The organism is Mycetohabitans sp. B8, assembly GCF_021991875.1.
GTDB lineage: Bacteria > Pseudomonadota > Gammaproteobacteria > Burkholderiales > Burkholderiaceae > Mycetohabitans.
This window is the reverse complement of the sequence record NZ_JAHLKR010000001.1, coordinates 24,067-42,212: the sequence shown is the minus strand read 5'-3', so window position 1 is coordinate 42,212 and position 18,146 is coordinate 24,067. Positions and strand designations below refer to the sequence as shown.

Annotated in this window: 17 protein-coding genes and 1 pseudogene; 7 read left to right on the top strand and 11 right to left on the bottom strand. The window is 63.5% G+C overall.

Annotated features, from left to right (window positions below; translation table 11 throughout):
* The first annotated feature begins 8 nt into the window (after positions 1-8).
* The 3 genes and pseudogenes from queD to KQH60_RS00135 form a co-directional block, all read left to right on the top strand.
* Positions 9-455: a 6-carboxytetrahydropterin synthase QueD gene (gene queD, locus KQH60_RS00145; RefSeq protein ID WP_237574511.1), complete on the top strand. Its 447-nt coding sequence runs from the start codon at positions 9-11 to the stop codon at positions 453-455.
* Between the two features lie 39 nt (positions 456-494).
* The gene (locus KQH60_RS00140) at positions 495-1,277 is read left to right on the top strand and encodes an HpcH/HpaI aldolase/citrate lyase family protein (protein WP_237574510.1); all 783 of its coding nucleotides are present in this window, start codon (positions 495-497) and stop codon (positions 1,275-1,277) included.
* Between the two features lie 17 nt (positions 1,278-1,294).
* Positions 1,295-1,422, top strand: a pseudogene (locus tag KQH60_RS00135) (sel1 repeat family protein); the annotation flags it as partial.
* A gap of 56 nt (positions 1,423-1,478) precedes the next feature.
* Here KQH60_RS00135 and rodA read toward each other — a convergent pair.
* The 5 genes from rodA to KQH60_RS00110 are packed head-to-tail and all read right to left on the bottom strand — an operon-like array spanning position 1,479 to position 7,464.
* Positions 1,479-2,627 (bottom strand): rod shape-determining protein RodA, encoded by a 1,149-nt coding sequence (gene rodA / locus KQH60_RS00130; RefSeq protein ID WP_237574509.1) that lies wholly within the window; start codon positions 2,625-2,627, stop codon positions 1,479-1,481.
* Between the two features lie 8 nt (positions 2,628-2,635).
* Positions 2,636-4,864 carry a penicillin-binding protein 2 gene (gene mrdA, locus KQH60_RS00125; protein ID WP_237574508.1) on the bottom strand — a complete coding sequence of 743 codons (2,229 nt, stop codon included), beginning with the start codon at positions 4,862-4,864 and terminating at the stop codon, positions 2,636-2,638.
* A 16-nt stretch (positions 4,865-4,880) separates the two neighbouring features.
* Positions 4,881-5,393: a rod shape-determining protein MreD gene (gene mreD, locus KQH60_RS00120; RefSeq protein WP_237574507.1), complete on the bottom strand. Its 513-nt coding sequence runs from the start codon at positions 5,391-5,393 to the stop codon at positions 4,881-4,883.
* A complete protein-coding gene (gene mreC, locus KQH60_RS00115) occupies positions 5,390-6,385 on the bottom strand; it encodes a rod shape-determining protein MreC (protein ID WP_237574506.1) in 996 nt (331 codons plus the stop codon). The genes mreD and mreC overlap by 4 nt, the downstream gene beginning before the upstream one ends.
* A 35-nt stretch (positions 6,386-6,420) precedes the next feature.
* A complete protein-coding gene (locus tag KQH60_RS00110; RefSeq protein WP_076785893.1) occupies positions 6,421-7,464 on the bottom strand; it encodes a rod shape-determining protein in 1,044 nt (347 codons plus the stop codon).
* Between the two features lie 337 nt (positions 7,465-7,801).
* On the opposite strand from KQH60_RS00110, the gene gatC reads away from it, so the two are divergent.
* The 4 genes from gatC to KQH60_RS00090 all read left to right on the top strand — a co-directional run bounded on the left by gatC (position 7,802) and on the right by KQH60_RS00090 (position 12,003).
* Complete coding sequence (gatC, locus tag KQH60_RS00105; protein WP_237574505.1) at positions 7,802-8,101, top strand: Asp-tRNA(Asn)/Glu-tRNA(Gln) amidotransferase subunit GatC; 300 nt, start codon at positions 7,802-7,804, stop codon at positions 8,099-8,101.
* Positions 8,102-8,123: 22 nt separating this feature from the next.
* Positions 8,124-9,617, top strand: coding sequence for an Asp-tRNA(Asn)/Glu-tRNA(Gln) amidotransferase subunit GatA (gene gatA / locus KQH60_RS00100; RefSeq protein WP_237574504.1), 1,494 nt, complete (start codon positions 8,124-8,126; stop codon positions 9,615-9,617).
* 2 nt (positions 9,618-9,619) lie between these two features.
* On the top strand, positions 9,620-11,089 hold the full coding sequence (gatB, locus tag KQH60_RS00095; protein ID WP_368669300.1) for an Asp-tRNA(Asn)/Glu-tRNA(Gln) amidotransferase subunit GatB: 1,470 nt from the start codon (positions 9,620-9,622) through the stop codon (positions 11,087-11,089).
* A gap of 125 nt (positions 11,090-11,214) precedes the next feature.
* The gene (locus tag KQH60_RS00090; protein WP_237574503.1) at positions 11,215-12,003 is read left to right on the top strand and encodes an exodeoxyribonuclease III; all 789 of its coding nucleotides are present in this window, start codon (positions 11,215-11,217) and stop codon (positions 12,001-12,003) included.
* A gap of 40 nt (positions 12,004-12,043) precedes the next feature.
* On the opposite strand, the gene KQH60_RS00085 is transcribed toward KQH60_RS00090, so the two are convergent.
* The 6 genes from KQH60_RS00085 to argB all read right to left on the bottom strand — a co-directional run bounded on the left by KQH60_RS00085 (position 12,044) and on the right by argB (position 18,134).
* The gene (locus tag KQH60_RS00085; protein WP_237574502.1) at positions 12,044-12,928 is read right to left on the bottom strand and encodes a M48 family metallopeptidase; all 885 of its coding nucleotides are present in this window, start codon (positions 12,926-12,928) and stop codon (positions 12,044-12,046) included.
* Between the two features lie 68 nt (positions 12,929-12,996).
* Positions 12,997-14,280 carry an AmpG family muropeptide MFS transporter gene (locus KQH60_RS00080; RefSeq protein WP_237574501.1) on the bottom strand — a complete coding sequence of 428 codons (1,284 nt, stop codon included), beginning with the start codon at positions 14,278-14,280 and terminating at the stop codon, positions 12,997-12,999.
* A 27-nt stretch (positions 14,281-14,307) separates the two neighbouring features.
* Positions 14,308-14,916: a methionine biosynthesis protein MetW gene (gene metW / locus KQH60_RS00075; RefSeq protein ID WP_237574500.1), complete on the bottom strand. Its 609-nt coding sequence runs from the start codon at positions 14,914-14,916 to the stop codon at positions 14,308-14,310.
* Positions 14,913-16,058, bottom strand: coding sequence for a homoserine O-acetyltransferase (locus KQH60_RS00070; RefSeq protein WP_237574499.1), 1,146 nt, complete (start codon positions 16,056-16,058; stop codon positions 14,913-14,915). The genes metW and KQH60_RS00070 overlap by 4 nt, the downstream gene beginning before the upstream one ends.
* A 445-nt stretch (positions 16,059-16,503) precedes the next feature.
* A complete protein-coding gene (locus KQH60_RS00065; RefSeq protein ID WP_237574498.1) occupies positions 16,504-17,232 on the bottom strand; it encodes a pyrimidine 5'-nucleotidase in 729 nt (242 codons plus the stop codon).
* A 2-nt stretch (positions 17,233-17,234) separates the two neighbouring features.
* Entirely contained in the window at positions 17,235-18,134 is a 900-nt protein-coding gene (gene argB, locus KQH60_RS00060) for an acetylglutamate kinase (protein ID WP_237574497.1), read from the bottom strand.
* Positions 18,135-18,146 lie beyond the last annotated feature (12 nt).

Here is an 18,146-nt window from a genome sequence, read left to right as displayed (position 1 = left end):
GGACCACCGTGCTGACTATCACGCGCAAACTCGCATTCGACGCAGGCCATCGTATCCCGGATCACCGCAGCCAGTGCAGGAACCTGCACGGCCATCGGTATGTGCTGGAAATTACCCTGCAGGGCGAACTCATCGATACGGAGGGCGCGCCGGATCGCGGCATGGTGATGGACTTTGCCGACGTGAAGCGGCTGGCGATGGAGCACTTGGTGAACGTGTGGGATCACGCGTTCATCGTCTATGAGCAGGACGTGATGGTCCGCTCTTTCCTTGATACGCTGCCCGAGCACAAGACGGTCGTGCTGGACCGGATTCCGACTGTCGAGAATTTGGCAGCCAAGGCGTTCGAGATCCTGGCCCACGTCTATGATGCGCATTACGGCATTAACCTGCGGCTGGCCAAGATACGCTTGTATGAGACGCCCAATTGCTGGGCCGATATCACCCGCGACTGAGCGGGCGTATGATCGTGCCATCTGCACTGGAGCGGCACGATGAATACGTTGACCAATTCGCTCAAACCCCGACTTCGCGAGGCCGAACCGTTGTTCGGCTTGTGGTTGTCGCTGGGCAGTCCGACTGCCGCGGAAGCGCTCACGCACGCCGGCTTCGACTGGTTGTGCATCGACATGGAGCACGCGCCGAACGATACACACGATGTGGTCGAGCAGTTGCGCGCAATCGCTGCTGCGCATTTGCCGACCGAGGCCATTGTGAGGGTACCGTCGCACGACGGCTGGCTCGTCAAGCGAGTACTGGATGCCGGCGCGCGCACCCTGATGTTTCCGAACGTAGAGACAGCCGAGGATGCCGCGCGCATTGCGCGCCTGACCCGTTACCCGACTTCCGGTGCGCTCGATGGGCTGCGCGGTGTTGCAGGCGCAGTGCGCGCGGCCGCCTATGGCGCGCGGCGCGACTATTTGCAAACGGCGAACGAGCAGATCGCCACGATCGTGCAAGTGGAGTCGTCGCGTGCGCTGGAGCAAGTGGACGCGATCGCTGCGACGCCCGGCATCGACATGGTGTTCGTCGGCCCAGCGGACTTGGCGGCCAGCCTTGGGCATCTGGGCGACATACGCCATCCAGATGTACAACAGGCCATCGCAACGGTGCTGCAGGCCACGCGCCGCGCCGGCGTCGGCGCAGGGATCTTTGCCGCAGACGTCGCAACGGCACGGCAGGCGCGCGATGCGGGATTCAATGGCATCGCACTCGCCGCGGATCTAAGTTGGATGGTCTGTGCGGCGCGCGATGCGCTGCAAGAGGTGCGGCGATGAGCCCTATGCGGGCGTGCGACCCGGCCGAGGTGCACCGCTGGTTCCTGCTCGCGGCGCGACACGGCCATACGCAGGCTCGGCTTGCGCTCGCAAACCCGTCCTGGACAGGCGCGGCACGGTGCGCGACAACGCGCAGGCGTTCTATTAGTACAAGAAGGCCGCAGAGGCTGGTGACATAACTGTGCCGTACGTCACTGGTCGTTAGCTTTGCATCAGGCGCTTTTGTCGCGCCACGCTCATGATCATCCCGATCGCGATGCCCAGTGTGATCAGCGCGGTGCCGCCGTAGCTCATGAATGGCAGCGGTACGCCTACCACGGGCAGAATACCGCTGACCATGCCGATATTGACGAAGGTGTACATAAAGAAGGACAGCGCCAGCGCCCCGGCCAGCAATCGGCCGAACAGCGTGGCGCCGTTGGCCGCGATGTACAGGCCACGCGCGACGAGCAGCAGGTACAGGAACAGCAGCACGAGCCCGCCGGCCAGGCCAAACTCTTCGGAGAACACGGCGAAAATGAAGTCCGTGTGTTTTTCCGGAATGAACTCCAGGTGCGCCTGCGTTCCCTTGAGCCAGCCTTTGCCGAAGGCTCCGCCGGAGCCGATCGCGATGACCGCCTGGATCGTGTGAAATCCTTTGCCAAGCGGGTCTGAACTTGGATCGAGCAGCGTGCAGACGCGGTGCTTCTGGTAGTCGTGCAGCAGAACCCATTGCACGTCTGGCTGACAAATCCGGTCCTCGGTTGCGATCAATGAGCCGACGCCGATCACCAGCGCCAGCAACAGCGGCACGATGAGCTTGAAGCTCAGGCCCGCGAAGTAGATCACGAATAGTCCCGTGGACAGCACCAGGATCGCAGTACCCAAGTCGGGCTGTTTGGCGATCAGCCCGACCGGCACTGCCAGGATGATTAGGCCGATCAGGTAGTCGTACCACCGTATCACGCCCTCGCGTCGCTGGTAGTACCACGCGAGCATCAGCGGCATGGCAATTTTCAGAATTTCAGATGGCTGGACCACGACGCCGACATTGATCCAGCGTTTGGCGCCTTTCTTAGTCAAGCCGAACAGCGCCACGGCGATGAGCAGTGCCACGCCGAACGAGTAGGCGGGCACGGCAAAACGCATCAGCGTCTGCGGCGGGACGTTCGCGATCGCCCACATCAGCACGAATGTGAGCAGGATATTGCGGATCTGGTCCTCGACGCGTCCGGGTACGTCCATGCTGGCGCTGTACAGCGTGAGCAGACCCACGCATAGCAACAAGAAGACGATCAGCGCAAGTGGCTTGTCGAAGCCAGCAAACATCCGTTTTGCGCGTCCAATCAGCACGCGGGGCTCGATGGGCATGGCGACTCCTAGTGCGCCGGGGTAGCGCCGTGCGCGTCCCCGGATCGATTCAACGTGGCCGGCGTGTCGGCCGCCGACGCGCCCACAGCGCCCGCAGCGCCGCGTGGCGGAGTGCTGCGAGTACTTTTGCGCGCCGCATCTGCGAGCGCCGACGCAGACGTCACCGCCGCTGCGACGGCTGGGTTCGACGCGGCCTGTGGCGCGAAGGCGGCGCTACTGCTGACTACCGACGCTGGCAGTGCGGCTTGCATCGGGGTCTGTGCGCCGTCGATCATCGGCGTACCACCGAGGTCAGTCGCCGACGCCGCCATCGCGATGGCGGCGGCTTCGGCACCGGGTTTGACGCGGTCAATCAGATAATAGTCAAGCACCTTGCGGGCAATTGGGCCGGCCGCCCGGGCTCCCCAACCGCCATTCTCGACGATCAATGCGAGCGCGATCTGCGGGCGCTCGACCGGCGCGAACGCGATGAACAGCGCGTGGTCACGCAGGTGTTCGGCCAGCGCGTGCGCACGGTATTTCTGGCCTTGCAGCGAAAATACTTGCGCCGTACCGGTCTTGCCGGCTGACGTATAGGGGGCGTTACCAAAGATTTTGTACGCGGTGCCTGAAGGGCTGTCCATCACGCTTTTCATCGCATGCTTGACGACGTCGATGTCCGCTTGCGTGATGCCTTGGATGCGGCCACTGGGTTTGGGCACCGTCAGCCGGAATTCGCGCGTGATCGGGTTCTCGACATCCTTGACCAAGTGAGGTTTCATGATCACGCCGTTGTTCGCCAGCGTCGCGACAGCGTGCGCGAGTTGCAAGATCGTATACGAATTGTAGCCTTGGCCGATGCCGAGACTGATCGTCTCGCCTTCGTACCAGCGCTGCTGCTCGGGCTTGCGATAGGCGCGTTTCTTCCAGTCGGTGGACGGCAGCACACCGCGGGCCTCGCCCTCGACGTCGATACCGGTCTGCTGGCCGAACCTCCACTGCTTCATAAAATTCGCAATCGTGTTGACGCCCAGATCGTGCGCAAGCATGTAGTAATACGTGTCGTTGGACACGACGATCGAGCGGTACATGTCGACCCAGCCCTGCCCCTGTGGCACGTCGTTGCGGAATGTGTGGCCGCCGAGCGTGTACGAGCCCGGGTCCTGGAAGCCCCAGTTCGGCGTACGCTTGTGCGTGGCGAGCGCAGCCAGCGCCATGAATGGCTTGTATGTCGAGCCAGGCGGATAGGTCCCACGTAGCGGCCGGTTCAGCAGCGGCCGGTCGGGTGACGTGTTCAACTCGTCCCAGGTTGGCTGATCGATGCCATCGACGAACAGGTTCGGATCGAAGCTGGGCGACGACACGAACGCAAGCACGTCGCCCGTGGACGGTTCGATGGCGACCAGCGCGCCGCGCTTGCCTGCAAATGCCTGTTCCGCGCTTTGCTGCAGGCCGATATCGAGTGACAGCCGCAGATTGTTACCGGGCTTGGCCTGGGTGCGCGACAGCGTGCGCACCGGGCGGCCGCCCGCGGTCACCTCAACTTCTTCGAAGCCCGTCACGCCGTGCAACTCGGTCTCGTAGCTCTGCTCGACGCCGATCTTGCCGATATAGTCGGTGCCGTTGTAGTTGTTCGCATCGAGCCGCGGATCATAGTGCTCCGGGTCACTGTCGTTTTTTTCGCTGGCCGCGTCGATGCGCTCCTGGTCGCGTTGTGAAATACGGCCGATGTAGCCGATCACGTGCGCCGCGGTCGTACCGAGCGGGTACTGCCGGAACAGCCGCGCGCGCACTTCCACGCCCGGAAATCGGTAGCGCTGCACGGTGAAGCGGGCCACTTCGTCGTCGGTCAGTCGCGTGCGAATCGGTAGACTCTCAAAGTTTTTCGAGTCCTCCTGCAGCTTCTTGAAGCGGCGGCGGTCGCGTGCATCGATATTGACCACGTCCGACAGCCGCTCGATGACCTCATCCAGTGTGCCGTCGATCTTCGATGGCGTGATCTCCAACGTGTAGGCCGAATAGTTCTTCGCGAGCACCACGCCGTTGCGGTCGATGATGATGCCGCGATTTGGCACGATCGGCGCGACCGAGATGCGGTTTTCGTTAGCCTGCAGCGAATATTTATTGTAGTTCCAGACCTGCAGGTACAGAAAGCGACAGCCGATCAGCGCGAAGCACGCGAGCATGAACACGCCCGCGGCGGCCACGCGAAGCTTGAAGCGCGCCAGTGCCTGCCGGGGATTGTTGAACTCCGTCATCTGAGAGCGGGCCCGGTCAAATCGGTCGCGTGTCGTCGGGGTCGGCCGCGCGTTTCTGCGGCAACAGCAGCAGCACGCTTGTAACCGGCCACAGCAGTGCGCCGACGAAGCCGTCCAGCAAGTAGCCCCAGCCCGGGAATGCGCCGCCGGCAAGCAGCCGAATCACGAACGGCACGGCCTGCGCGACCACCAGCAGCGGCATCACGACAAAGACCTGCGCGCCCAGCGAGAGCCACAGCACGCGCCGGTGCACCATGATTGCTCCGTACGACAGCAGTGTGTAGGCGAGCGCGTGCTCGCCAAACAGGCCCGCATCGTGTACGTCGATCAGCAGCCCAAGCAGGAACGCGATGCCCATGCCGACCTTGCGCGGTTGATGCACGTTCCAGAACAGCAGCACGATCGCGACGAAATCGGGCACGCCGACCCACTTGCCCCATGGCAGCAGATTCAAAAAAAACGCGGCGGCCAGGCTGAACGCAATGAAGTACGGATTGACCGGCAGCAGGATGTGATGGGGTCGGTTCATTGCCGTGCTCCGGTTACCGTGGCCGACGCAGTTCGGGCGGGTGTGGCGGCCGGTTTCGCGGTGCTGTTGCCAGCGGCTGCCTTCGCGTCCTTCCTGGCCTTTGCCTTGCCGGCGACCTTGGCCGCGCCGGTGTCCGTGTCGGTAGGACGCGGCGGCGTGCGCGGATCGTAGCGCAGTACCAACAACTGACGGGCGCCTCGCACCGGCGCGAGCGGCTCGCAGACCACTCGGGCGAATGTGGTGTCCGCTTGGTGGTCGACGCGAATCACCTTGGCCACCGGCAGTCCTGGCGGGTAGACGCCGTCCAGCCCGTTTGTGACCAGTTCGTCGCCAATTTTCACATCGGCGCTGGTCGGCACGAACCTCAGATCCAGTACGTCACCCTTGGGGGTGCCGTAGATCACGCTGCGAATACCGGTGCGTGCCACCTGCACCGGCACCGCCTGATCCTTATCGGTCAACAGCGTGACTTCAGATTGCAACGGGAAGACGCGCGTGACTTGCCCGATTACGCCTTTTTCGTTCACCACCGGTGCGCCTGCCTGCACATCTTGCTGGCTGCCGCCGGCGATGATGACCTTCTGCGTGAACGGGTCGCGCGTGTCGTACTGAATCTCGGTGGGCGTTGTCTGTATCGTTGAATGCTGCTGCAACTGCAGCAGCCGGCGCAGATGTTCGTTCTCGGCCAGCAAGTGGGCCGCTTGCGACGCATGTACCGACAATTGCAGGTTTTTGTCGCGCAGCGTCTGGTTCTCGCTGCGCAACGAATGGATCGTGACGAATAGGTCGGTGCCGCCGACGATTAGATCACGCGGCACCAGCGCCGCGCGTTGTAAAGGATAAAGCCCCGTGCCGATCACTTCGCGCACGACTTCGAGCGTCTGGAAACGCGCGTCGGTAATCAACAGCATGAGCGCGAGACCGACAAACGTGAACAGACGCGCGAGCGCCGAAGGACCTTGCTTGAACAGGGGCGGCGGACTGTATTCCATGGTCGACGCCCGAAACCGCGCTTACTTCAGTCTGATCACTCGTACGAGAAGATGCTGCCGAGCTTGTCCATCCGCTCGAGCGCCATGCCGGAGCCGCGCACCACGCACGTGAGCGGATCCTCGGCTACCAGTACCGGCAGCCCCGTTTCCTCCGCGAGCAGCCGGTCCAGGTCGCGCAGCAGGGCGCCGCCGCCAGTCAGCATCATGCCGCGCTCGGCGATATCGGCGCCCAGTTCCGGCGGTGTCTGCTCCAGTGCGATCTTGACCGACGAGACGATCTGGTTCAACGGGTCTGTCAGCGCTTCTAAGATCTCGTTGCTTGAGATCGTGAAGCTGCGCGGGATCCCCTCGGACAGGTTGCGGCCCTTGACCTCCATTTCCTTCACTTCGGAGCCGGGGAACGCTGAGCCAATTTCCTTCTTGATCGCCTCGGCGGTCTGCTCGCCGATCAACATGCCGTAGTTGCGGCGAATGTAGTTGACGATCGCCTCATCAAACTTGTCGCCGCCAACCCGTACCGAGCCCTTGTATACGATGCCGCCGAGCGAAATCACGCCCACTTCGGTCGTGCCGCCGCCGATGTCCACGACCATCGAGCCGGTCGCCTCCGACACGGGTAGGCCGGCACCAATCGCCGCGGCCATCGGTTCCTCGATCAGGTAGACCTGCGATGCGCCGGCGCCGAGCGCAGCTTCGCGAATCGCTCGACGCTCGACCTGTGTCGAGCCGCACGGCACGCAGATGATGATCCGCGGCGACGGCGAGAACATCCTCGACTCGTGCGCGGTCTTAATGAACTGCTTGATCATCTGCTCGGTGACGCGGAAGTCGGCGATCACGCCATCCTTCATCGGGCGGATCGCTTCGATGTTGCCCGGCACTTTGCCGAGCATCTGTTTAGCTTCTCTGCCCACGGCCTGGATCGTCTTTTTTCCGTTGGGTCCGCCTTCTTGGCGGATCGACACAACCGACGGCTCGTCGAGCACGATACCCTTGCCGCGCATGTAGATCAGTGTGTTGGCGGTGCCTAGGTCGATCGCCAGATCGTTCGAGAAATAGCTGCGGAGAAAACCGAACATTAAAAATCCTGTCTCGCGGATGCCGGTCGCGGGAAATGTGCGTATGCGCCGGCGGCGGGTAAAACAACAGCTTCGGCAGAGGTCCGGAAGGCGGCCGCCGCGCAGTCACGAAGCTGCGGGAACAAAAATTTTACCGGCGCAGGCGGTGCGCGCATCTGGGCAACACGAATGCCGCAGCCACGGGAGGACGTGCGTGCGGAGGACCATTGCTGAAAGATGACGGTAAGGCCGACCGGGTTTGGGGCGAACGCGTAATGATACCTTATAATTTCAGCTCATTCGAAGAAAAGCGGGGGACGTTTTGGCCCGCTTTTCCCCCTCCATCCTTGGTGACCGCATGGCCTTGACCCCCACTGACGTAAACCGCATTGCGCACCTAGCGCGCATCGAGCTCGGGCAACGCGAGGCCGAGCACACACTCGAGCAACTGAACCAGTTCTTCGGCTTGGTCGAGCAGATGCAGGCCGTGGACACGACTAGCATCGCGCCACTCGCGCATCCGACCGAGCAGATCGAGGACGTCGCGCTGAGGCTGCGCGAAGATACTGTGACCGAGCACGTGCGGCGTGAGGACAACCAGCGCTGCGCGCCGGCGGTGCAGGACGGCCTGTATCTGGTACCGAAAGTGATCGAATAACGCGACGCAGGAAAACCGCACGATGCATCAGAAAAGCCTTACTGAATTGCGCGCCGCGCTCGATACGAAGCAGGTATCGGCACTCGAGCTTGCGCAGCACTTCCTGCAGCGTATCGAGGCCGCACGCGAGTTGAACGCGTTCATCGATGTGAATCCGCCACTGACGTTGGACGCGGCGCGCGCGGCTGACCAGCGGCTCGCGCGCGGCGAGCGCGGGCCGCTGCTCGGCCTGCCGGTTGCGCACAAGGACGTGTTCGTGACCCGCGGCTGGAAGTCCAGCGCCGGCTCTCGGATGCTGGCCGACTACGTGAGTCCGTTCGACGCGACGGTCGTCGAGCGGCTGGCGGCGGCGGGCATGGTCACGCTGGGCAAGACCAACATGGACGAGTTCGCGATGGGCTCGTCCAACGAGAATTCGTTCTTCGGCCCGGTACGCAACCCGTGGGACCGTAATGCGGTGCCGGGCGGCTCCTCGGGCGGTTCGGCCGCAGCGGTGGCCGCCGCACTGGCGCCTGTGGCCACCGGCACCGACACCGGCGGCTCGATTCGCCAGCCGGCGTCGCTGACTGGGATCACCGGCATCAAGCCGACCTACGGTCGCGTCTCCCGCTACGGGATGATCGCGTTCGCGTCGTCGCTCGACCAGGCAGGGCCGATGGCGCGTTCGGCAGCCGATTGCGCGCTCGTGCTAGGCGCGATGAGCGGTTTTGACCCGCGCGATTCGACGAGCTTGCAACGCGACGCGGAAGACTACACGCGCTGGCTCGGTAAGCCGTGGCAGGATGCTGGCGCGCTCGCCGATCGCCCACTCGCCGGGCTGCGCATCGGATTGCCGCGCGAGTACTTCGGCGCAGGGCTGTCGGGCGACGTGCGGGCGGCGATCGATGCGGCACTGCGGCAATACGAAGAGCTTGGCGCGACACTGGTGGACGTATCGCTGCCTAAGACGGAGCTGTCGATCCCGGTCTACTACGTGATCGCGCCAGCCGAGGCATCGTCGAATCTGTCGCGTTTTGACGGCGTGCGCTACGGCCATCGCGCGGCCGAGTACCGCGACCTGCTCGACATGTATACGAAGACACGCTCGGAGGGCTTCGGCGCCGAGGTCAAGCGCCGCATCCTGGTCGGCACATACGTGCTGTCACACGGCTACTATGACGCGTACTACCTGCAGGCTCAAAAGATCCGCCGGATCATCGCGCAGGACTTCCAGGACGCGTTCGCGCAATGCGATGTGATCATGGGCCCGGTGTCGCCGAGCGTCGCGTGGAATCTGGGCGAGAAGGCCGACGATCCGCTGCAGATGTACTTGGCGGACATCTATACGCTGTCCGCGAGCCTGGCCGGATTGCCGGGCATGAGCGTGCCGTGCGGCTTTGGCACCGGCGCCCATGCGGCGCGGCCGATCGGCCTGCAGATTATCGGCAACTATTTCAACGAAGCGCGGATGCTGCAAGTCGCTGATGCGTTCCAGCGCGTCACCGATTGGCACCGGCAAGCGCCCGCAGGAGTCTGACTATGCAGTGGGAAGTGGTAATCGGGCTGGAGACACACGCGCAGCTGTCGACCCAATCGAAGATTTTCTCCGGGGCCTCGACGCGGTTCGGCGCTGAGCCGAACACGCAGGCCTGCGCAGTCGACCTAGCTTTGCCCGGGGCGCTGCCCATCATGAACCGGGGCGCTGTCGAGCGGGCAATACGCTTCGGGCTGGCGATTGGCGCGACGATCGCGCCGCGCAGCGTGTTTGCGCGCAAGAATTACTTCTATCCGGATTTGCCCAAGGGCTACCAGATCAGCCAATATGAGTTGCCGGTCGTGCAAGGTGGCTCGATCACGATCCAGGTGGAAGCGAACGAAAAGGCTGGCCGCGACGCGTACGAGAAGACTATCCGGTTAACCCGCGCCCATCTGGAGGAGGACGCTGGCAAGTCGTTGCACGAGGATTTCGCCGGGATGACCGGCATCGACCTGAACCGCGCGGGCACACCGCTGCTGGAGATTGTGACCGAGCCGGACATGCGCAGCGCCGCCGAGGCGGTGGCCTATGCAAAGGCGTTGCATTCGCTGGTCGTCTGGCTGGGTATTTGCGACGGGAACATGCAGGAAGGCTCGTTTCGCTGCGACGCGAACGTGTCGGTGCGCCGGCTCGGCGAGCAGGCATTGGGCACACGCGCCGAAATCAAGAACCTAAACTCGTTCCGCTTTCTGGAGGAGGCCATCCAATACGAGGTGCGCCGCCAGATCGAGTTGATCGAGGACGGCGGCACCGTCGTGCAGGAAACCCGGCTGTATGATCCGGACCGCGGCGAGACGCGCTCGATGCGCAGCAAGGAAGACGCGCATGACTACCGTTACTTCCCTGACCCGGACCTGATGCCGCTTGTGATCGACAGCGAGTGGATCGCCGAGGTCCGCCGTGCGATGCCGGAATTGCCGGACGCGATGAAGCGCCGCTTTGCCGAGCAGTACGGCTTGCCCGGCTATGACGCGGGCGTGCTCACGGCGTCACAGGCGCTTGCCGCGTACTACGAGCAAGTGGTGTCCAAGGTGGGCGTTGCGAATGCGAAGATGGCGGCGAACTGGGTGATGGGCGAGCTTGCGTCGCAGTTGAACCGCGATGGGCTGGACATCGCGCGCTCGCCGGTATCGGCCGCGCAATTGGCGCTGGTTCTCGTGCGGATCGCCGACGGCACGATCTCGAACAAGATCGGCAAGGAGATTTTTGGCGCAATCTGGGACGAGAAGGCCACCGACGATGCGGCGGCCGACCGCATCATCGACGCCAGGGGACTCAAGCAGATTTCCGACAGCGGCGCGCTCGAGGCCATCCTGGACGAGGTGCTTGCCGCCAATCCGAAGTCCGTCGACGAATACCGCGCGGGCAAGGACAAGGCGTTCAACGCGCTGGTCGGCCAGGCGATGAAGGCCACGAAGGGGCGGGCAAATCCGCAGCAGGTCAACGAACTGCTAAAGAAAAAGCTGTCCTGACCCTACGCGGCAAGTGCGTGGGTAGGCCACGGGCATCGCTCAACGGCATCGTCGTCGAGTCATCCGTGGCGGCTGCCGCGCGCCGCCGGCTCCCACGATCGTGCGTCAACAAGGGAACAACAACCATGCTACGAGTCATCACTGCCAACCTGAACGGTATACGTTCCGCCGCGAAGAAAGGCTTTTTCGACTGGTTCGGCGAACAGAACGCCGACATCGTCTGCGTGCAGGAAATCAAGTGCTCGCAGGAGGACATGACGCCCGAATTCCTCGCGCCGCACGGCTTCACCGGCTATTTTCAGCATGCGCAGAAGAAAGGTTACAGCGGCGCCGGGCTCTATACAAGGCATGAACCGGACGAGTTCATCGCCGGCTTCGGCAGCAAGGCGTTCGACCACGAGGGACGCTATGTCGAGCTGCGTTACGGCGACCTGTCGCTGGTATCGGTCTATGTGCCGTCGGGCTCGAGCGGTGACGAGCGGCAGGCGGTCAAATACCGCTTCATGGACGATTTCTATGCGCACCTGGACGCGCTTCGGCGCGAGCGCGAAGTGATTTTCTGCGGTGACATCAACATCGTGCACAAGGAAATCGATATCAAGAATTGGAAGGGCAACCAGAAGAACTCTGGGTGCCTGCCCGAAGAGCGCGCATGGTTAAGCAAGGTATTCGACGAGCTCGGCTATGTGGACGTCTTTCGCATGCTGGATCCGCGGCCCGAGCAATACACGTGGTGGAGCAATCGCGGCCAGGCCTATGCGAAAAACGTCGGATGGCGGATCGACTACCAGATCGCGACAGCCGGCATTGCCTCGACGGCCAGGCGCACGTCGATCTTCCGCGACATCAAGTTCAGCGACCATGCACCGCTGACGATCGACTACGACTACACGCTGCGCCGCCGCGCGGCGTGACACGGCACGCGGCGCGTGCGCTGCGGCGGCGCCACATGGTTCAACGGTTGCGTCGGTAGCGCGGCAATGCGTAGGTGGTCGTGCCGAGCGCCTTTGCGTACAGGGGCAGCATGTCGGGCAGTCGCTTGCGTAGGTCGGCAGCGCGCTGCGGCGTCATCGGATGGATCGCGATAAAGCTCGTCTTGCTGGCGCCCGGCAGGGCGGCGGCGCGGCTCCATACCGTCAGCGCGGCCCTTGGGTCAAAACCGGCACGCGATGCGATCTCATCGCCGATTACGTCAGCCTCGGTCTCGTCGGCCGCATCGTAGCGTAAGTGCGCGAGCGGCGTGCCGATGCCCAACGGCGCGGACCCGGGCTCGGCCAGTCCGAGCAACTGCGGGACCGTGCCGGCACCCCATTGCGTGGCTTGTTGCCGCCCCAGGCGCTCGCGCGCGTGTTCGCGCAACGCGTGGGCTACCATGTGGCCCATCAGCATCGCCAGTTCGTCGTCGTTCGGGCGTAGACGCGTGAGCAGCGCGCTGTCAATCAGCAGTTTGCCGCCGGGCAGGCAGTGGATCATCACGTGCTGCGAGCGCACCACATAGGCTTCCCATTGCCACAGTTTCGCGCGCTCGTTCCATTTCAGCGCATACGGGATGAGCCTTTGCAGCATCGCGCGGACCCGTTTGACCTGCGGGTCGCTGTCGGGCAGCAATTGTCCTCGCTGCTGGGCGTTGTGCACCCATTGCCGGTATTCGCCGCTGGCCTGTTGCTCAAGCATCGACGGCGGAATCAGGTGGCGGGACGCCGCCGCATTGCCGAAGCGCACCGCCTGCGCCGGATCATATGACCCGGCGTTGCCGGTCCTCGGCTGCGCGCCGGACGGCGGCGCGACAGCACCGCCGATCAGCAGCGCCACGCCAGCCAGTCGTCGGGCGAGCGCCAAGACGCCCGCCCGAGGCGGCCGCGGGCACCGAGCGCGTCCAGGGCACCAACCGACATACAGGCGCCGCATCAGCGTGCTCTCCATGGTGCAACCCGCGGCAGCAGCAGCATGCCCGGAATGGCCAGTACGGTGCACAGCAGAAAGAACTCAAACCAGCCGATCTGCGCGACGATATAGCCGGCGCCGGCATTGGCGAACGTGCGAGGCACCGACGAGAGACTGGTGAACAACGCAAACTGCGTTGCGGTATAGCGCGGGTCCGTAGTGCTGGCGATGTACGCGGTGAACGCAGCCGTCCCCAGGCCTGTGGCGAACGCCTCGAGGCTGATGACCACGGCTAGTCCAGGCAGCGTATGGCCCGTGCGGGCGAGCGCCGCGAAGCCAAGCACCGCGACCATCTGCGCGACGCCGAAAATCCACAAGCTGCGCGCCGTGCCGATGCGCATTAGCCATAGGCCGCCGAGGATGCCGCCGGCAATACTCGCCCAGAAGCTGCTGGTCTTAGACACCAGTCCGATTTCAGTTTTCGTAAAGCCGATATCCAGGTAGAACGACGTCGCCAGCGACGTCGCCATGTTGTCGCCGAGCTTGTACAGGAAAACGAACGCCAGCACGATCAGCGCCTGCTTGGCACCGTCGCGCGCGACGAATTCGCGAAACGGCATTACCACGGCTTCCTCCAGCGTGCGTGGCAGTGTGCCCTGCACCTGCGGCTCGCGCACCACGAGCGCCGTCGCCACGCCAGGTAGCATGAACGCCGCGGTGACCGCGAAGACCGTCGACCATGCGAAGTGGTCCGCGAGGATCAGCGACAGCGAACCGGGTACGAGGGCGGCCAGCTTGTACGCGTTGACGTGGATCGCCGTGCCGAGGCCCTGTTCGGTATCTTTCAGCAACTCGCGTCGGTACGCGTCGAGTACGATGTCCAGACTTGCGCTGGCGAATGCAAGGGAGGCCGCGAGTACCGCCACCGTGCGGATTGAGTTGCTCGGCGACACGAAGCCCATGGCGACGACCAGCGCTAGCACGCCGAGCTGAGTCAGCAACATCCAGCCGCGCCGGCGCCCAGGGCGCCAGCGGCCAAACCTGGGCACGAAGCGGTCCATGAACGGCGCCCACACGAATTTCCACGTATAGGGAAACTGCAGCAACGCGAATAGGCCAATAATTTTGATATCGACGCCGCCGCTGCGCAGCCACGCCTGCACCAAATTCAGCAACGTAAACAGCGGCAGGCCCGACGTGAATCCAAGGAACACGCAGATCAACATGCGTGTGTTGAAGTAGGTTCGCCAGCCCGAGTGGGGAGCGTGTGCGGCCAGTGTGCGGGTTTCGTGAGGCGGAGTGGACATGGATCTGCGGTCAACGAACGGAGGTGGTCAAATTTTCTTGACGCGATAGACCGCAAGACTACCACGCCAGTTCGTCCCCCACCGGATTGCACGGCCGCCGTGTAGTACGGCCCGGTCCAGGATCCGGATGCCGACCTCCGGGGCGAGTGTTTCGAAGTCGCGGATTGTTAGCACGCGCACGTTCGGCGTGTTGTGCCACTGGTAGGGCAGCGACTTGGAGACCGGCATGCGGCCGTTGAGCACCGTGAGCCGATGCCGCCAGTAACCGAAATTTGGAAACGACACGATGCACTCTTTGCCGACCCGCACGGTCTCGCGCAGAATCGCCGCGGTCTGGTGGATAGTCTGCAGCGTCTGAGACAAAATCACGAAATCGAAGCTCTGGTCCTCGAATAGCCGCAGGCCGTCTTCCAGATTTTGCTGGATCACGTTGACGCCCTTTTGTGCGCAGCCGAGCACGCCCACATCATTGATTTCGATCCCGTAACCTTGCACGTCCAATTCCTCGGCGAGGATGGCTAGCAGCGAGCCATCCGCGCAGCCGGCATCGAGTACGCGCGCGCGCGGCTCGACCCAGCGTGCAATCATGCGGAAATCGGCGCGGGTGGACAGGGTATCGAAGGCTTGCTGGTTCATGCGCCGATCTCCGTGGCGATGCGTTCATAGTAGGCGCGCACCAGGTTGTGATAGCGCGCGTCGTCGAGCAGGAATGCGTCGTGGCCGTGCGGCGCGTCAATTTCGCCATAGGTCACGTTGCGCTTATGGTCGAGCAGCGCCTTGACGATTTCGCGCGAGCGCGCTGGCGCGAAACGCCAGTCTGTCGAAAAGCTGATCACGAGGTAGTCGGCTTGCGTTTGCGCGAGCGCCGCGGTCAGGTCGCCGTTGTACGCCTTGGCGGGGTCGAAGTAGTCCAATGCGCGCGTGATCAGCAAGTAGGTATTGGCGTCAAAATACTCGGCGAACTTGTCGCCCTGGTACCGCAGGTACGACTCGACTTCGAATTCGACGTCGAAATTGAAGTTGTAGGCATCCAGCGCCCCGTGCGCGCGGCGCAGCGCGCGGCCGAATTTCGCGGCCATGTCGTCGTCGGACAGGTACGTGATGTGCCCAATCATGCGCGCGACCCTGAGGCCGCGGCGCGGCTTGACGCCGTGCGCGTAGTAATCACCGCCATGGAAATCCGGATCTGACAGGATCGCCGAGCGGGCGACCTCGTTGAACGCGATGTTTTGCGCCGACAGCTTGGGCGTCGAGGCGATGACCACGCAATGTGCGACGCGCTGCGGATGCAGGGTGCTCCAGACGAGCGCTTGCATGCCACCGAGCGAGCCGCCCATCACCGCGGCAAAACGCTCGATGCCGAAATGATCGGCGACGCGCGCCTGCGCATTGACCCAGTCTTCTACGGTGATCACCGGAAAGCGCGCGCCATAGGGCAGGCCGGTGGCCGGATTGATGCTCATCGGACCGGTGGAGCCGAAGCACGAGCCGAGATTGTTCACGCCGATCACGAAGAAGCGGTCCGTGTCGAGTGGCTTGCCCGGACCCACCATGTTGTCCCACCAGCCGAGGTTTTTGGGCTCGTGTTCATACACGCCGGCCACGTGGTGTGACGCGTTCAGCGCGTGGCAGACGAGCACCGCGTTGGAGCGCGCGGCGTTGAGCGTACCATAGGTTTCAATCGTCAGTTCGTAGCCGGCGAGTGACAGGCCACTTTGCAGGTGCAGCGGTGTGGCGAAGTGGAGCGTTTGTGGAACGACGATGCCGATCGAACTCATACCCTTGCCTGTGTTGTTGCCCGCTTGTGCGGGCGGGCGGACAGCAAGTCGGCGAAGGGTCAAGGGCGCTGCGTGCATGGGCGCACGCATGGACCGCTGACGACCGCTTTAGCCGGATTTGTACTGAACCGCGTGGGTTCGCGCGCCCGCAATCAAGTCAGCAAATCGGCGCGCAGAGGAAAGCTTGTGGCTGACAAGTATAAACGAAATTGTTCCGCTGACGTAAGCGACGCAGGCATGGCCGCCAGCGCCTGTAGGATCTGCACGCGTTGCTTGCCTGGCTTGGGCGACGGGCGCGATCCTGTGGGCCGGCTGCGGCGCCGGACGGCGCGTGCGGCCCCGTGCCGTCCGTGGGCGAGGACCGGCGAGGTCGGTCAGTGCGCACGGCGATTCGGGCGCCGTGCCGGGGAGTCTGGGCTGCCGCATGGTGCCCTGCGCGATGCGTTTAGAGGCGTGTGAGTCGTAACGATTTTATCGAACGTACGCGGCGGTCGATATAGTGCGCACGTCCAGTGCCCGCCAGCGCCGGCGTGCCGCCCGATGCTCTGGGCACGGGTGGTAAGTGCCCAACCATCCATACGGTGCGTAGTCCCAGGCGCTTGTAGCGTTTTAAGTGCAAGCGGGTGTCTTCGACCAACGTTGCGTCGCGCGCCCGTACTCGCGTGCGGCGCAACGTGCGTCGCAGCATGCCGGCATCGGGTTTGGCATGCCAGCGGCCGCGGTACTGCATCTGCTCGATGGCGATTACCTGCTCAAACAGCTCGGAGATGCCTAGCGCGTCGAGCACGGCCTGCGCGTAGCGGCGCGGGCCGTTGGTCAGCAGGATTCGGCGCCCGGGCAGCGCGCGCAGTAGCCGGGCGAGTCCGCGCTCGGCGCGCAGCATCGAATGCAGGTCGTGGAATCGGTGGACCTGCGCGAGAAAATCGTCGGGATCGAGTAGATGGTGCCGCGCGAGTCCCAGTAGTGTTGCACCGTAGCGCTGCGTGTAGTGCACGCGCAGCCGGTCCGCTTCGTCCCGGCTGACCTGCAGCGCACGCTCGATGTAGTCGGTCATCGCCCGATTGATCTGCGGGAATATCGCGTGCGATGCGTGGTGTAGCGTATTGTCCAGGTCGAACAGCCAGACCGGGCCGCGCGGATGGGCAATGCGCCGCCGGCGGGCACGTGCGGCCATGGTCAGTGCGACCGGATCATCGTGCCGAATGCCTGCTCGGTCAGGATCTCGAGCAGCACCGAGTGCTCGATGCGTCCATCGATGATGTGCACGGAGCGCACGCCGCTCCTGGCCGCATCCAGGGCCGACGAGATCTTCGGCAGCATGCCACCGGAGATCGTACCGTCGGCAAACAGCGCATCGATCTCGCGCGCCGACAGGTCCGTGAGCAGTGTGCCACTCTTGTCCATCACGCCCGGGATGTTCGTCATCATCACCAGCTTTTCTGCGTTGAGTACGACCGCCAGCTTGCCCGCGACCAGGTCCGCGTTGATGTTGTACGCGAGCCCATCCTCACCGAAGCCGATCGGCGAGATGACGGGGATGAACGCATCGTCCTGCAGCGCTCGCACGACTGCGGGATTGATCGAGTCGACCTCGCCGACTTGGCCGATGTCGAGAAATTCACCCGGTTTTTCCCGGTCTGGCATGAGCAGCTTGCGTGCGTGGATCAGTCCGCCGTCCTTGCCCGTCAAGCCGACCGCGTGGCCACCAAAATGGTTGATCAGCGTGACGATGTCTTGCTGCACCTCGCCGCCGAGCACCCACTCGACGACCTCCATCGTTTCCTCGTCCGTCACGCGCATGCCTTGTATGAACGTGCCCTGCTTACCGATTTTCTTCAGTGCCTGGTCGATCTGCGGGCCGCCACCATGGACGATGACGGGATTGATGCCCACCAGCTTTAACAATACGACGTCGCGCGCGAAGCCTTGCTTCAGGCGCTCCTCCGTCATCGCGTTGCCACCGTACTTAATCACGACCGTCTTGCCGTGGTACTGGCGGATGTAAGGCAGCGCTTCCGCGAGGATTTCGGCCTTCAGCGCGGGTGAGATGGCAGGCAGATCGTGGGTGTCGGACATGGTGCGAGCGGA

What these genes read in the sequence shown, in the direction of transcription:
- KQH60_RS00140 (WP_237574510.1), top strand. Translation starts at nt 495, where the DNA reads ATGAATACGTTGACCAATTCGCTCAAACCCCGACTTCGCGAGGCCGAA.
- rodA (WP_237574509.1), bottom strand. Translation starts at nt 2,627, where the DNA reads ATGCCCATCGAGCCCCGCGTGCTGATTGGACGCGCAAAACGGATGTTT.
- mrdA (WP_237574508.1), bottom strand. Translation starts at nt 4,864, where the DNA reads ATGACGGAGTTCAACAATCCCCGGCAGGCACTGGCGCGCTTCAAGCTT.
- mreD (WP_237574507.1), bottom strand. Translation starts at nt 5,393, where the DNA reads ATGAACCGACCCCATCACATCCTGCTGCCGGTCAATCCGTACTTCATT.
- mreC (WP_237574506.1), bottom strand. Translation starts at nt 6,385, where the DNA reads ATGGAATACAGTCCGCCGCCCCTGTTCAAGCAAGGTCCTTCGGCGCTC.
- KQH60_RS00110 (WP_076785893.1), bottom strand. Translation starts at nt 7,464, where the DNA reads ATGTTCGGTTTTCTCCGCAGCTATTTCTCGAACGATCTGGCGATCGAC.
- gatC (WP_237574505.1), top strand. Translation starts at nt 7,802, where the DNA reads ATGGCCTTGACCCCCACTGACGTAAACCGCATTGCGCACCTAGCGCGC.
- gatA (WP_237574504.1), top strand. Translation starts at nt 8,124, where the DNA reads ATGCATCAGAAAAGCCTTACTGAATTGCGCGCCGCGCTCGATACGAAG.
- gatB (WP_368669300.1), top strand. Translation starts at nt 9,620, where the DNA reads ATGCAGTGGGAAGTGGTAATCGGGCTGGAGACACACGCGCAGCTGTCG.
- KQH60_RS00090 (WP_237574503.1), top strand. Translation starts at nt 11,215, where the DNA reads ATGCTACGAGTCATCACTGCCAACCTGAACGGTATACGTTCCGCCGCG.
- KQH60_RS00080 (WP_237574501.1), bottom strand. Translation starts at nt 14,280, where the DNA reads ATGTCCACTCCGCCTCACGAAACCCGCACACTGGCCGCACACGCTCCC.
- metW (WP_237574500.1), bottom strand. Translation starts at nt 14,916, where the DNA reads ATGAACCAGCAAGCCTTCGATACCCTGTCCACCCGCGCCGATTTCCGC.
- KQH60_RS00070 (WP_237574499.1), bottom strand. Translation starts at nt 16,058, where the DNA reads ATGAGTTCGATCGGCATCGTCGTTCCACAAACGCTCCACTTCGCCACA.
- KQH60_RS00065 (WP_237574498.1), bottom strand. Translation starts at nt 17,232, where the DNA reads ATGGCCGCACGTGCCCGCCGGCGGCGCATTGCCCATCCGCGCGGCCCG.
- argB (WP_237574497.1), bottom strand. Translation starts at nt 18,134, where the DNA reads ATGTCCGACACCCACGATCTGCCTGCCATCTCACCCGCGCTGAAGGCC.